Origin of the sequence: Streptomyces lasalocidi (genome assembly GCF_005280215.1) — a bacterium.
GTDB lineage: Bacteria > Actinomycetota > Actinomycetes > Streptomycetales > Streptomycetaceae > Streptomyces > Streptomyces longwoodensis.
The window spans coordinates 102893-116099 of the sequence record NZ_SZNQ01000003.1 but is presented as its reverse complement, the minus strand read 5'-3'; the positions used below and the strand labels follow the sequence as shown (position 1 = coordinate 116099).

Annotated in this window: 11 protein-coding genes; 5 read left to right on the top strand and 6 right to left on the bottom strand. The window is 69.1% G+C overall.

What is annotated here, in order from left to right; translation table 11 throughout:
• Nucleotides 1-47 precede the first annotated feature (47 nt).
• Genes E4U91_RS36040 through E4U91_RS36025 form a run of 4 tightly spaced genes read right to left on the bottom strand, consistent with a single transcriptional unit; the run spans nt 48 to nt 5120 of the window.
• Nucleotides 48-2105: a beta-galactosidase gene (locus tag E4U91_RS36040; RefSeq protein WP_137311272.1), complete on the bottom strand. Its 2058-nt coding sequence runs from the start codon at nt 2103-2105 to the stop codon at nt 48-50.
• Nucleotides 2102-2941, bottom strand: coding sequence for a carbohydrate ABC transporter permease (locus E4U91_RS36035; protein ID WP_241678951.1), 840 nt, complete (start codon nt 2939-2941; stop codon nt 2102-2104). Before E4U91_RS36035 ends, E4U91_RS36040 begins: the two co-directional genes overlap by 4 nt.
• The gene (locus tag E4U91_RS36030; protein ID WP_137311271.1) at nt 2938-3870 is read right to left on the bottom strand and encodes a carbohydrate ABC transporter permease; all 933 of its coding nucleotides are present in this window, start codon (nt 3868-3870) and stop codon (nt 2938-2940) included. The genes E4U91_RS36035 and E4U91_RS36030 overlap by 4 nt, the downstream gene beginning before the upstream one ends.
• Nucleotides 3871-3878: 8 nt before the next feature.
• Nucleotides 3879-5120: an ABC transporter substrate-binding protein gene (locus E4U91_RS36025; protein ID WP_206666942.1), complete on the bottom strand. Its 1242-nt coding sequence runs from the start codon at nt 5118-5120 to the stop codon at nt 3879-3881.
• Nucleotides 5121-5328: 208 nt separating this feature from the next.
• Between E4U91_RS36025 and gcvPA the strand changes: the two genes are divergently transcribed.
• The 5 genes from gcvPA to E4U91_RS36000 all read left to right on the top strand — a co-directional run bounded on the left by gcvPA (nt 5329) and on the right by E4U91_RS36000 (nt 11185).
• Nucleotides 5329-6687, top strand: coding sequence for an aminomethyl-transferring glycine dehydrogenase subunit GcvPA (gcvPA, locus tag E4U91_RS36020; RefSeq protein WP_137311269.1), 1359 nt, complete (start codon nt 5329-5331; stop codon nt 6685-6687).
• Nucleotides 6684-8318, top strand: coding sequence for an aminomethyl-transferring glycine dehydrogenase subunit GcvPB (gcvPB, locus tag E4U91_RS36015; RefSeq protein ID WP_241678950.1), 1635 nt, complete (start codon nt 6684-6686; stop codon nt 8316-8318). The genes gcvPA and gcvPB overlap by 4 nt, the downstream gene beginning before the upstream one ends.
• Nucleotides 8315-9631, top strand: coding sequence for an ATP-NAD kinase family protein (locus E4U91_RS36010; RefSeq protein ID WP_241678949.1), 1317 nt, complete (start codon nt 8315-8317; stop codon nt 9629-9631). Before gcvPB ends, E4U91_RS36010 begins: the two co-directional genes overlap by 4 nt.
• 92 nt (nt 9632-9723) lie before the next feature.
• Nucleotides 9724-10470, top strand: a complete 747-nt coding sequence (locus E4U91_RS36005; RefSeq protein WP_137311268.1) for an SDR family NAD(P)-dependent oxidoreductase — start codon at nt 9724-9726, stop codon at nt 10468-10470.
• A 73-nt stretch (nt 10471-10543) separates the two neighbouring features.
• The gene (locus E4U91_RS36000; protein WP_079084248.1) at nt 10544-11185 is read left to right on the top strand and encodes a GntR family transcriptional regulator; all 642 of its coding nucleotides are present in this window, start codon (nt 10544-10546) and stop codon (nt 11183-11185) included.
• Nucleotides 11186-11611: 426 nt separating this feature from the next.
• On the opposite strand, the gene E4U91_RS35995 is transcribed toward E4U91_RS36000, so the two are convergent.
• A complete protein-coding gene (locus E4U91_RS35995; protein WP_137311267.1) occupies nt 11612-12049 on the bottom strand; it encodes a hypothetical protein in 438 nt (145 codons plus the stop codon).
• A 77-nt stretch (nt 12050-12126) separates the two neighbouring features.
• Nucleotides 12127-13125 carry a helix-turn-helix domain-containing protein gene (locus E4U91_RS35990; protein WP_137311266.1) on the bottom strand — a complete coding sequence of 333 codons (999 nt, stop codon included), beginning with the start codon at nt 13123-13125 and terminating at the stop codon, nt 12127-12129.
• Between the last annotated feature and the right edge of the window lie 82 nt (nt 13126-13207).

Below are 13207 nucleotides of genomic sequence, written 5' to 3'. Positions count from 1 at the left end.
GGTTCCGACGGCTGTCGCGGCGAGGAAAGTGCGCCTTCTCAGTCGGCTCATGTGCGATTCCTTTGCGGGGATGTGCGGATTACGGCGGCGTCCGACGGCGCGAGGGTGAGGGAGCCCTTGACGGCGGCGCCGGTGAGCAGGTCGACACCGGGGACGGTAACGGGCTGGTGTGCAGTGTCCTGCCCGTGGTTGAGGAGGAAGAGGTAGGACGTCCCGTCGGCGGCCACCCGGCGTGTGGCCTCGACGCCGGGTACGGGTGGCGGCTGCGGGCCTGCTGGGACGGCGCCGGACGCGGCCAGGGCGACATCCAGTACGGCGCCTGTTCCGGAGCCGAGATGGCAGCCGATGTACCACGCGGCACCCGCCCCGTGGTCCCTGCGGGTGACGGCGGGCAGGCCGGTGAGTTCACCGGAGGTGTACGACGCAACGGGGACGGCGCCTTCGAGGTCGAGCCATTCGCTCCACAGGGCTGCCCGCAGGCCGAGACCGTTCATCTCCACGCGCGTCCATCCACCGTCGGGTATGGGCCATACCTCGTCGACCGCGACACCGAGGAGTGGGGCCAGGGGGCCGGGCGGCCCGCCGGGGTGGATGTGGTCGTCGCGGTCCACGACTCCGCTGAAGGGTCCGCACACCACGTGACCGCCGGCCATGGCGAAGTCCGCCAGCCACCGCGCACCCGCGTCGTCCACCATGTGCAGGTTCGGTGCGAGCACGATCCGCCGTCCGCCGAGATCGGCGCCAGGTGGCACGAAGTCGACGGTGACGCCGCGCGTGAACAGCGCCTCGTACCAAGGGCGGAGCAGAGCCGGCCAGCGCATCCGGCGGGAGGGGTGGTCCTCCCCCTCCAGGGACCACCAGCTCTCCCAGTCCAGGACCACCGCGGCCGGGCCGGCGAGTCTGGTCCCGCCCACCTCGGCCAGCCGGCGCAGTTCGGCTCCCATCCGCACGGTGTGTGCCCATCCCCGGGCCCTGGTCCCACGATGCGGCAGCATGGCGCTGTGGAACTTTTCCGGTCCTGCCGCCGAGGCCCGCCACTGGAAGTGCAGGATGCCGTCGGCTCCCCGGGCGAGCGCCTGCAGGGACCACAGCCGCCGCAGCCGCTCCGGCTTGGGCAGGTTCACCTCGCGCCAGCTGACTGCCGAGGGCGCTTGTTCCATGAGCAGCCACGGACGCCCACCGCCCAGTGAGCGCATCAGGTCGTAGTTCATGGCGGCGCCGATGTGGGCCTTAGGGTCCGCGGGGTCCGGGTAGGAGTCGTCGGACACGATGTCCTCGTGGGCGGCCCAGGCCCAGTAGTCCAACTCCTTGAGCATGGACATGAAGTTCGTGGTGACGGGCACGTGGGGGCTCAGCTCGTCGAGGACCTCCTTCTCCGCCCGGTAGCACGCCAGGAGGACATCGGAGGAGTATCGCCGCCAGTCCAACCGGTGTGTGGGGTTGACCGGTCCTGGGGCGGTGCGCGGCGGCTCGATCTGGGAGAACGAGCTGTATGCCTGCGACCAGACGGCGGTCCCCCATGCCGTGTTGAGCGTTTCCACTGTGCGGTAGCGTCTCTCGAGCCATCTGCGGAAGCCTGCAGCCGACTCGGGGCAGAAACACTCGGTGACGTGGTCGCCGTACTCGTTGTTGACGTGCCACAGGGCGAGCGCCGGATGGCCGCGGTACCGCTCGGCCAGCGCTCGGACCAGATCGGTCGCGGCCGCACGGTAGATAGGCGAGGACGGGCAGTAATGCTGCCTTGAGCCGAACTCCAGCCGCACGCCGTCGGCGGTGACGGGCAGCATCTCGGGATGAGCCCTGACCAGCCACGCCGGCGGCGCCGCGGTCGCGGTCGCGAGATCAACGGCGACGCCCTGTCCGTGGAGCAGATCCATCACACGGTCCAGCCACGCGAAGTCCCATCGGTCCGGGGCCGGTTGCAGGCGGGCCCAGGCAAATACGCCGACGGTGACCATGGTCACGCCGGCGTCTCCCATCAGCCGGGCGTCCTCGGCCCAGACCTCCTCGGGCCACTGTTCGGGGTTGTAGTCCCCGCCGTACAGCAGGCCCGGCGGTCCGGGCAGCCGGGAGGCGGGTGGATGGGTGTGCGGCACGGCGGTCATCCCTTCAGAGCTCCGCCGAGCAGGCCGGCGACGAACTGGCGCTGAAACACCAGGAAGAGGGCCAGCAGCGGCAGTGTGGCGAGCAGCGAGCCGAGCATCAGGCCTGCGTAGTCGACGTGGGTGAGGCCGGTGAGGGTGTTCAGCGCCACCGGCACGGTGTACTTGTCCTGTGTGTTGAGCATCAGCAGCGGCCAGATGAAGCTGTTCCACTGCGCCATGAACGTGTAGACCATGAGTGCCGCCAGCTGAGGGCGTGCGGTGGGGATGACGACCATGTAGAAGGTGCGCAGTTCGCCGGCGCCGTCGATGCGCGCCGACTCCAGGATTTCGTCGGGGAAGTCGAGGAAGCTCTGCCGCATGAGCAGGATGCCGAAGGAGTTGGCGAGGAACGGCAGGACGACTGCCTGGTAGGTGTCGATCCATCCGAGGCTGGACATCATCTGGAACAGCGGGACGAGCAGGACCTGCAGGGGGATCATCATGGTGGCCAGGACGACGCCGAGCAGGAGTCCGCGGCCCCGGAAGCGGTATTTGGCCAGGCCGTAGCCGCACATCGCCGACAGCAGCGAGCTGAGGACGGTGTAGATGAGGGCGATGCCCAGACTGTTGAGCAGCACCCGCCCGAAGCCGATGGACCGCTGCAGACCCGTCAGGTTGTGCAGTAGGGCTCCGCCGGGCAGGAACGGCGGCGGTGAGTGGAAGAGTTCGTCGCTGGTATGGGTGCCGGCCACAGCCATCCAGTAGAAGGGGATCAGGCTGAGGAGTGCTCCGGCGGCGAGCACGGCGTACACGGCGGTGCGGCGGAGCGCGGTCACCGGGCTGGTCCTGTGGTTCACCTGTCACGCTCCCGGCCGTAGAGGGCGAACTGGACCAGGGAGACGGCTGCGATCACGGCCACGACGACCCAGGCGATGGCGGCGGCGTAGCCGAAGTCCAGCTGCTGGAACCCGATTTTGTAGAGGTAGACGACGGGGGTCAGGGTGGCGTCGCCGGGGCCGCCTCTGGTGAGAACGTAGTTCTCGTCGAAGAGTTGCAGCGTGCCGATGGTGGACGTGATGACGCAGAAGAGCACGACCGGGCGCAGCTGCGGGAGAACCACGCTGGTGTACACCCGGAGCACGCCGGCGCCGTCCAGCGCCGCTGCCTCGTACTGCTCTCTGCCGATGGCCTGGAGCCCTGCGAGCAGGATGACCGCGTTGTATCCGGTCCAGCGCCATGTGATCGAGCCGATGACGGATACGCGTGCCCAGCCCGGGGAGTTCAACCAGTCCGCCTGGCCGAGACCGAGGGCGTGCAGAGCCTGGTTGGCCAGGCCTCCGTCGGTCTTGAGCAGTACCTGGAAGACGACAGAGTAGGCGACGAGGGTGGTCACTGCGGGCAGGAAGTACACGGCCCGCCATGTGCCCCGCACGCGGAGCCAGGACTGGTTGAGGAGAACGGCCAGGACGAGGGCGAGGACGATCATCACCGGTACCTGGACGGTCAGGATGAGGCCCGCGTTCAGCATCGAGTGGGCGAATGCGGGATCGTGCGTCAGGCGGCGGTACTGGGCGAGGCCGACCCACACGTCGACGCCGCCGCGCCGTTCGGTGAAGCTTTGGAAGAGGCTTGCACCGAGCGGATAGGCGAAGAAGATCGCGAACAGGAGTGCGGCGGGGCCGGCGAAGAGCCAGGCGACGAGTCCCGTGCGCCGTCGGCGTGGGCGGGATCCGCGAGCCGGTCGTGACGTGGGCGCGGCCCGCCGCCGGGTGGGCGTGATTGTCATGTCGGGTCCTAGCTCGCCAGCTTGCGGCCGGTGGCTGCCGCTATCTGGCGTGCTGCGGAGTGCAGGACACCAGCCGGGTCCGCGCCGTTGTGCAGGACCTTGTTGACTGCGGTGTTCATGATGTCGCTCGCCTTGGCGTCGTCACCCGTGTACCGGACGGGCGGGATGTCGCGCACCAGGCCGGCGAACAGCGCCATCGTCTTCTGGCTACCGGCGTAGTAGGGGTCGGGGTCGTTGAGCGACGGGTCTTTAAGCGCCGGCAGGTACGCGGGGAAGAGGCCCTCGTGGTGCAGCATCGACGCCTGGTTCGCAGGGTCGGCCAGCAGGAACTCCATGAAGGTCCAGGCCAGTTCGGGGTTCTTGCTCTGGCTGGTGACTGCCAGGGTGGAACCACCGGAGTTGGAGGTCCGCACGCCGCCGTCGGTGAAGGCGGGCAGCGGCACGACACCGAAGCGTCCCTTGAGGTCCGGCATCTCGGTGGTCAGGGTGCCGTCCCACCACGCCGCGGTGGGCGTGGTCGCCGTCTTGCCGTCGTGGGTGGCCGACACCAGGCCGTCCCAGCCGTTCTCGAAGTCGACCAGGCCGCGGTCGACGAGCTGCTTCATCACGGTCAGGGCACGCACGGCGGCCGGGGTGTCCACCGCGACCCTGCCGTCCTTGAACCACCCCTGCCCCTGTTGCTGGAGCAGCATGGACAGCGTGGTGTCCTCACGGCTGTCCATGACCAGCAGCTTGTGGCCGGTCCGGGCCTTAATGGTGACGCCGGCCTGGATGAACCGGTCCCAGGTGGCCAGCTCCCCCGGGTCGACACCCGCCCGGCGGAAATAGTCGGTGCGGTAGAACAGGCCGCAGGGGCCACTGTCCCATGGCAGGGCGAAGGCGTGACCCCTAGCGTCGGTGACCGTTGCCCATGCGGCCTGGCTGAACGAGGTCCGGTACCGGGCCGCTCTGTCGGTGATGTCGACCAGGCCGTCGGGGTAGGCCGCGATGTACGAGGGCAGTTTGTAGCCCTCGACGGTGATCACGTCCGGCAGCCCGCTGCCGGCGCCGAGTCCTACGGTGATCTTGTCGTAGGCGTTGTCGTAGCCGATGTCCACCACCTTGACCGTGGTGCCGGGGTGGGACTGTTCGAAGGACTTCCCGAGGCGGGTCATCGCCTTAGCCGCCACGTCCCAGGACCAGATCGTGATCTTCCCCTTGGGTGCGGCGCCGGACGCCGCCGTCGTGAGGGGCTTCGCTTTCGGGTGCACCCCGCCGCCCGTGGCGCATCCGGTGGCCCCGGCCGCCAGGAGCGCGCCCCCTGAGAGGGCTGCGGCCAGCACTTGCCGACGTGACGTGCTTCCCACATCTCGGTCTCTCATACTTGCCTCCTGCACTCTGAATGAATAATGCTGTATACAGAACTCAGAGTGCACAGTGTTCGTCAAGGCATCGGACCGAAATCCCGGAAGGCGCCGCATGGACGTGCCCCCTCGTGCCACCCACCCCTACATTCCCAACGCGTCACCTCCGGCGCGGGCGGCGATGCTCGCCGAGATAGGCGCCGGCTCTGTGGAAGACTTCCTCGTCTCCATCCCTCAGCACCTGCGCATGAACGGCTCTCTGGCGCTGCCGGCCCCACTCCGTTCAGAGGCCGAACTCAGTGCGCACATGGAGGAGTTGCTGGCCCGCAATACTGCTGTCCGGCCGGGCCGCAGCTTCTTGGGCCATGGCTGCTACCGCCATCACGTGCCGGCCGTGGTCGACGAGGTCGTCAACCGCAGCGAGTTCCTCACCGCGTACGCCGGCGAGCCGTACGAGGACCACGGCCGCTTCCAGGCGCTGTGGGAGTACCAGTCGCTGATGGCCGAGCTGCTGGACACCGAAGTGGTCAACGTCCCCACATATGACGGATTCCAGGCCGCTGCGACCGCGTTGCGTATGGCAGGCCGGTACACGGGGCGCCGCCGGCTGGTGCTGGCCGGCGACATCCCGGCCGACCGGCTGTCGCGGATCCACGACTATGTCCAGGACGCGTACGAACTGGTGCGCGTGCCGGCCTCGCCGGACGCCGTCCGCGCCGAACTCGCCGCGGGTGACGTGGCGGCGGTGTACACGGCGGTGCCCGACGGCTCCGGCCGCATCGAGCCGTGCGCACCCGAACTCGTCGCGCTCGCCCACGAGTGCGGAGCGCTCGCGGTGGTCGACGTCAACCCGCTGAGCCTCGGTGTGCTTGCGCCGCCCGCCTCCTACGGCGCCGACCTGACGTGCGGCGACCTGCAACCGCTGGGCCTGCACCCGAGTTTCGGCGGCAACAACGCCGGATTCATCGGTAGCCTCGACGACGAACGTCTCGTGGCGGAGTACCCGAGCAGGCTGTTCGGCATGGTCCCGACCTGCGTGGACGGCGAGTACGGCTTCGGCGACGTCGCCTACGAACGGACGTCCTTCGCGCGGCGGGAAGAAGGCAATGAGTGGGTCGGGACGGCCGCGGCACTGCACGGCATAGCCGCCGGGGTGTACCTGGCGCTCATGGGCCCGCACGGCATGCGGGAGATCGGCCAGACCATCCTGGCCAACACCGCCTACGCCCAGCAGCGGATCGCCGAGGTACCCGGCATCGCCCTGCCCGACCCGGAGGCCGTGCACTTCGCCGACTTCACGGTGGTGTACCAGGGTGAGCGCACCGCTGCGCAGATCGCCGCGTCCCTGCTGGAGCGCGGAATCCACGGCGGAACGCCCGTGAACGAACGAGCAGCGCGCTACTGCGTCACCGAAGTCCACACCAAGGCCGACATCGACGACCTGGCCACCGCCCTCGAGGAGCTCGTGAAGTGACGCGCACAGTGAACGGGGACGCCACCGGCGTCGGCACACCGGACGTGGAGCAGGCGCGTGTCGCCCCCAAGCCGGCGACACGCCGCTTCCACCAGGCCCGCTGGGACGAGAAACTCATTTTCGAACTCGACGCGCCCGGCGAGCGCGGCGTGCTGGTGCCGGCCCCGGATCCCGACGTCGCCGCTGCGGCGGGCGATCTTGCCGAACGCCTGCCCGCGGTTCTGCTGCGCCGCACTCCGCCGGGACTCCCGGAGATCGGCCAGCAGCGGGTGCTGCGCCATTACCTGCGTCTGTCCCAGGAAAACCTCGGCGCCGACCTCAACGTCGATGTCGGGCAGGGCACGTGCACGATGAAGTACAGCCCGAAGGTCAACGACACCTTTGTCCGCGACCCCCGGATCGCGCAGTTGCACCCCGCCCAGGACGAGAGCACGACCCAGGGCGTCCTCGAGATCATCTACCGGCTGGAACGCCTACTGGCGGAGATCTCCGGGATGGACCGGGTCAGCCTGCAGCCGGCCGCGGGCTCGGCGGCCATCTGGGCCAACGTGTCGATGATCCGCGCGTGTCTGGCGGCACGCGGCGAGTCGGGAACGCGCGACGAGGTCATCACCACGTCCTTCTCGCACCCGTCCAACGCGGCGTGCGCCAAGACGGCGGGCTTCCGGGTGATCACACTGCCACCGGATGCCGACGGCTACCCCGACATCGAGGCACTGCGGGCGGCGGTCGGCCCGCGGACGGCGGCTCTGCTGATCACCAATCCGGAGGACACCGGGATCTACAACCCGCGGATCGACGAGTTCGTCCGCCTGGTGCACGACGCCGGCGGACTCTGCTCCTACGACCAGGCGAACGCCAACGGTCTGCTCGGCATCACCAGAGCCCGCGACGCCGGTTTCGACCTGTGCCACTTCAACCTGCACAAGACGTTCTCCACACCGCACATGTGCGGCGGACCCGCCGCCGGCGCGTCCGCCGTGACGGCGGAGCTGGCTCCGTACCTGCCCCGGCCCACCGTGGAGTTCGACGGCACTCGCTACCGGCTCGACGACGACCGGCCCGAGTCCATCGGCAAGACACGGCCCTTCTACGGCGTCGCGCCGAACCTCGTCCGGGCGTACGCGTGGATCATGGCGCTCGGGGCCGACGGGCTGCGCGAGGTCGCCGAGACGGCGGTGCTGAACAACAACTACCTGGTGCACAAGGTGCTCGGCATCCACGGGGTGTCCCTGCCGTACGCCGAGGGACAGCCGCGGCTGGAGCAGGCGCGCTACAGCTGGCGGCAGCTCAACGAGGAGACCGGTGTGCACACCGGGGACCTCGGGCTGCGCATGGCCGACTTCGGCACGCACTACTGGACCAGCCACCATCCCTACGTCGTCCCCGAACCGATGACACTCGAACCCACCGAGTCCTACTCCCGCGCCGATCTCGACGAGTACGCCGCGATCCTGGCGGAGGTCGCGCGCGAGGCGTACGACGATCCGGACACCGTCCGCACTTCCCCGCACCGCGCCCCGGTCCACCGCAACCGTGAGGGCTCGCTCGACGACCCGCACGCCTGGGCGGTCACCTGGCGCGGCTACCGGCGCAAGGTGCTGGGCGAGACGTCCCAGGACGGCACATGATGATCTCCCTTCCGGGGACCGGGGGCCATGCCTCGGAGGGGGTGGCCGCTGAGGGGGCGGCCACCGGGCCGGCGATCGGGTTGGTTGTCAACCCGATCGCCGGACTCGGCGCGCGGGTCGCACTGAAGGGGAGCGACGGCACAGATGTCCAGGCGCGTGCGCGGGAGCTGGGCGCTGCGCCGGCCGCGACCGGGCGGGCGGCGCTGGCCCTCATGGAACTAATGGCCCGGCTGCCGCCGGGCACCGCCGCGCCGCGGTTGCTGACCGCGGCCGGGGCGATGGGCGAGGACGCAGTGCACGCGGCCGGACTGTCCCCGCAGTGCGTCTACGATCCCGGGCCTGGTCCGACCAGCGCCGCCGACACCGCACGCGCCGTGGCCGCCCTGCTCTGCGCCGGTGTGGGTCTTCTCCTCTTCGCCGGCGGCGACGGTACAGCCCGCGACATCCTGGACGCGATGCCCGGCGGGCTGCGTGCCGCGGCCCGGGCGTCCGCCACTATGACCGGCTCACCACGAACCGGAGCACCGGACGGCATCCTGCACCGGCCCCGTGACAGCTGTGGTCCCCGCGGGGTTCCCGTCGTCGGGATTCCCGCGGGCGTCAAGATGCACTCCGCGGTCTTCGGTGTGCATCCGCGGGCCGCGGGTCAGGCGGCCGCCGCCTGGACCGGCGGACGGAGCGGGGTGAAGGCCGCGGAGGTTATGGACCGGAACGAGGAGGCACTGCGGGCGGGCCGCGTGGTGACCCGGCTCTACGGATGGCTGACCGTACCGGACGAGCCGGTGCGCATCCAGCAGCGCAAGATGGGAAGTTCCGCGCCCGACGCCGACGCCGTGGCGGGCATCGCCGCCGGACTCGCCGAGCGCGTCGGGGCCGGCGCACTGGTCGTCCTCGGCCCCGGGACGACCACCCGTGCCGTCGCCGCCGCGCTCGGCGCACACGATGCCACGCTGGCCGGCGTGGACGTCCTGCGCGTGGAGTCCGCGGGCCCGTGCCCCGCCGCCCGCGTCATACTGGCCGACGCCCGGGCCGACCAGCTGCTCGCCCAGCCCGACCCGTGGATCGCCCTGTCCCCCATCGGCGGCCAGGGCTTCCTGCTCGGCCGCGGCAACCAGCAGGTTAGTCCGGACCTGCTGCGCACAGCCGGCCGAGAACGCCTCGCCGTCCTCGCCACCGAGGCCAAGCTGGCCGCACTCGGCGGACGCCCGCTGCTGGTCGACACTGGCGACCCCGTACTCGATGAGGAGCTGTCCGGGTACGTTCGCGTGATCACCGGCCGCCGCAGCAGCGCCATGCACCTTTTGTCACCCTGATCTGCCGGAGACCGCCGAGATCCCCGGTCCTCGGCGGTCCGGCCCGCGCACCTCTCACCCCGAGAACCCGACGACACCCCAGGGAGCCCACTGTGATCGATCTCCAAGGCAAGCGCGCCCTCGTCACGGGAGCCGCCTCCGGCATCGGCCGCGCCACCGCGGCCCTGTTCGCCGAACTGGGCGCACAGGTACTGCTCGCCGACGTCGACTCCGAGCGCGGCGAGCAGGCCGCCAAGGACGTCGGCGGCGTGTTCGTACGCTGCGACGTCTCCCGCCGCGCCGACTGCGAGGAGGCGGTGCATACGGCAGTGTCCCAGTTCGGCGGCGTCGACGTGCTGTTCAACAACGCCGGGATCATCCGCCGCTCGACGGTGTGCGAGATCACCGACGACGACTGGGACCTGGTGATGGCCGTCAACGTCCGGGCCATCATGGTGCTCAGCGGTCTGGTGGTCCCGCTGATGGCAGCGAACGGCGGCGGCGTCATCGTCAACACCGGCTCCGGGTGGGGCGTCAAGGGCGGCGCCCGCGCTATCTCCTACTGCGCCTCGAAGGGCGCGGTGGTCAACATGACCCGGGCGATGGCGATCGACCACGGGCCGGACAACATCCGTGTGGTGTGCGTGTGCCCCGGGGACACCAATACGGGCATGCTGGCGGAGGAGGCCCGGCAGCTCGGCGAGAGCGCCGACGCCTTCTATGCGGACGCGGCGGACCGGCCGCTGGGACGAATCGGTACACCGCAGGACATTGCGCGGACGGTTGCCTTCCTCGCGAGTGACGCCGCGGCCTTCGTCAGCGGCGCGGTCGTCACCGTCGACGGAGCCGGCACGGCGTAGTCCCCTACTCTTTTGCCGGTACCGGTGGCCGCCCCACCAGGGGCAGGACCGCATGAGGAGAGGAGAGTGGCACGTGGCGATCGAGCGCCGTCCCATGCGAGAGCAGGTGATCGACGAACTCCTGGAACGGCTGGGCACGGGTCGCTTCACGCCCGGAGAGACGATCAACGAGGTACAGCTCGCCGAAGATCTGGGGGTCAGCCGCACACCACTGCGGGAGGCGCTGATCAGCCTGGAACGCGAGGGGATCATCGTCAGTGAGCGCGGCCGGGGATTTCGCTTCGTGCCCACCAGCGCGGCTCAGTTGCGGGATTTGACCGAGGTGATCATCGCGCTGGAGTGTCTGGCCCTGCGTTCTTCGGATGCCGAACACCTCACTCGCATCGCACCGGAGCTCCTGGAGCGCGCCCGGGAATTCTCCGCCCCAGAGGCCCAGCACGGTGCGATCGAACGCTACGACGTCCAGTGGCACGCGTTCCTGCTCTCTGGCTGCCGCAACACCCGGCTGATGGAGTTGATCGACTCCCTCAAACTGAGCTTGCACCGCTACGAGCGTGCCGTCGTCGGCGACCAGGACATCATGGCGCGCTCGGCCGAGGAGCACGAACGCATCGCTCAGTGCCTCCTCGATGGCGACGTGGAGGGCGCCGCCACCGCTTTGGAGACCAACTGGACCAGCGGCATGGAACGCATCATCGAGCGCCTGGTGTCCTGAACGTCGCCTCACGCATCCTGGGTTGCGGTGTGTCCGGTCCCGATCGGTCGCTTCCCCTCTGGAACCGTATGCGGTCTGATCCAGCGGGCGCCCCGACGCTCATCGCCGGAACGAGCACGAGCCGTCCGCACCTGCGCAGGTGCGGACGGCTGCGCGATGATCGCAGGGATGCCTCAGCGCTGCAGGAGGCTGCGGAGGGCGTGTGAGGAGTACGCACGGTCGGCCAGAACAGCCAGGATCCGGGTCAGGGGCCTGCCTGGACCGGTGGCGGAGCATGCGAGATACGGGGTAGCGCCGTCTCGAAGGCGGGCGCGTCACCTGCCTGGCCTGCGGGTGACGGTGAAGGCGAGGGGGTGGGGTGTGCGCGGCCGTCCGCAGGCAGGTGAACAGGGGGCGGAGTGTCAGCCGTGCAGCATCTGGGCGTTGTTACCACCAGCGGCTGCAGAAGGACACACCGCTTGCCCCGGGGCGGTGCAGACACACCCGGAGCAGCACTCGCTTGGTGTACTTGTAGGGCCTGCTGAATGTCCGTGTCCCGGATGCCTCACCGAGCCTGAAGATCCTGCCGTCGGTGCTCACCTCGACGAGTACGTTGCGGTTGCCCGGAGCGTGGTAGTGGTGGACGGTTCCCGAGACGGTGCCGCGGTATCGGCCCGGCCAGCCCGGCTGTGCTGTCCAGGTCTTCTTCACGTCGGCGAAGCCGTACCCTCGCTCGGTCCACAGCCGGGTGTGGGCGGAGGCGGCGGGCTGGGCGGCTGATGCTGTGCGGTGGCCGACCGCATCAGCGGGTGCGGCTGCGGTGACTGCCAGCCCGCCGACCAGAGCAGCGGCCGATGCCATTCCGATGCGCGAACGCATGTTCATCCTGTTCCCCTTTTCCGTTACAGCCGGTACGGCCGGCTGTGGCTGTCCGATCATCACAGGGGGATATCCGTAGCGCCTTAGCCAGGTGTGCCAGGTACTTGGCTTGGTGTGCCAGCCTGAGTGCCGTGGTGGAGTACTTGGTTCCGGTAGCCGCTGGGGGTGATGCCATGCACAGCCCGGAAGGCGCGGGTGAAGTCTGCGGGGCGGGGAAATCCCCAGCGTGCACCGATGGCCTGGATCGGAGTGTGGCGCTTCAAAGGGTCAGCCAGGTCTCTGCGGCAGCGTTCCAGGCGCTGGCTGCGCATCCAGGAACGGACAGTCACGCCGTGCTGCTGGAAAAGCCGGTGCAGTGAGCGAACCGACATGTGGTGGGCTGCCGCTACCTCACCCGCAGTAAGGGAACTGTCGCACAGGTGACGCTCGATAAACGAGAGGATCTGCGTGTACAGAACACGCTGGCGGGATTCGGGGGGAATGTCACTCTCGCGCTCCAGGAAGTGCGCCATTGCAGCGGTGACCAGGTCCAGACTCACGTTGCCGAGTCGTGCGGCGTCCTGCGGCGTTTGGCTCGGGCCGTCCTCTGTCAGATGGGTGAGGAAGGCTGTCAGCAGGCGCCCCATGCCCTGATCGCCGGGAAGAGCTCGGCAGATGAGCTGACTGATGTGGCGGGCCGGCAGGGGAAGCAGCGCGCGGGGGAAGTGGATGAGGATGTTCCCGCCGTCAGCGTAAGACTCGAAGGGGTGGGAGCTTTCGAGGAACACGAGTTCACCCGGCCGGGGCGTCGCGCGTTTGCGATTCTGCTCGACCATATGTGAGCCGCAGTTCGTAACGCAGCAGACAATGATCTCCGGGTCTGAAACGCGGATCAGCTTCGGGGTCCTGCTTGTGAGGTAGGACGAATACGCCATCGCTGAAACCTGAGCCGCCCCCAGCGACATCGTGCTGACCCACCCACGAAAAACATTGTCACCGACCAACTTGAAGGACGTCGGCATCACCGCATCCGCGGTCGCTTTTCCCCACGCTGAAAGAGCATCCCGTGCAGGGAAGTCGTTGCTGTCGAAAACCTTTTCCACGGTTTTCTCCCACCGACCTCACGGACTGGCGCCGCACTCAGCTCTGCGTATCAGACTCCGGCGGGCCGTCCTTTCGTTCGTA

What these genes read in the sequence shown, in the direction of transcription:
- E4U91_RS36040 (WP_137311272.1), bottom strand. Translation starts at nt 2,105, where the DNA reads ATGACCGCCGTGCCGCACACCCATCCACCCGCCTCCCGGCTGCCCGGA.
- E4U91_RS36030 (WP_137311271.1), bottom strand. Translation starts at nt 3,870, where the DNA reads ATGACAATCACGCCCACCCGGCGGCGGGCCGCGCCCACGTCACGACCG.
- gcvPA (WP_137311269.1), top strand. Translation starts at nt 5,329, where the DNA reads ATGGACGTGCCCCCTCGTGCCACCCACCCCTACATTCCCAACGCGTCA.
- E4U91_RS36010 (WP_241678949.1), top strand. Translation starts at nt 8,315, where the DNA reads ATGATGATCTCCCTTCCGGGGACCGGGGGCCATGCCTCGGAGGGGGTG.
- E4U91_RS35995 (WP_137311267.1), bottom strand. Translation starts at nt 12,049, where the DNA reads ATGAACATGCGTTCGCGCATCGGAATGGCATCGGCCGCTGCTCTGGTC.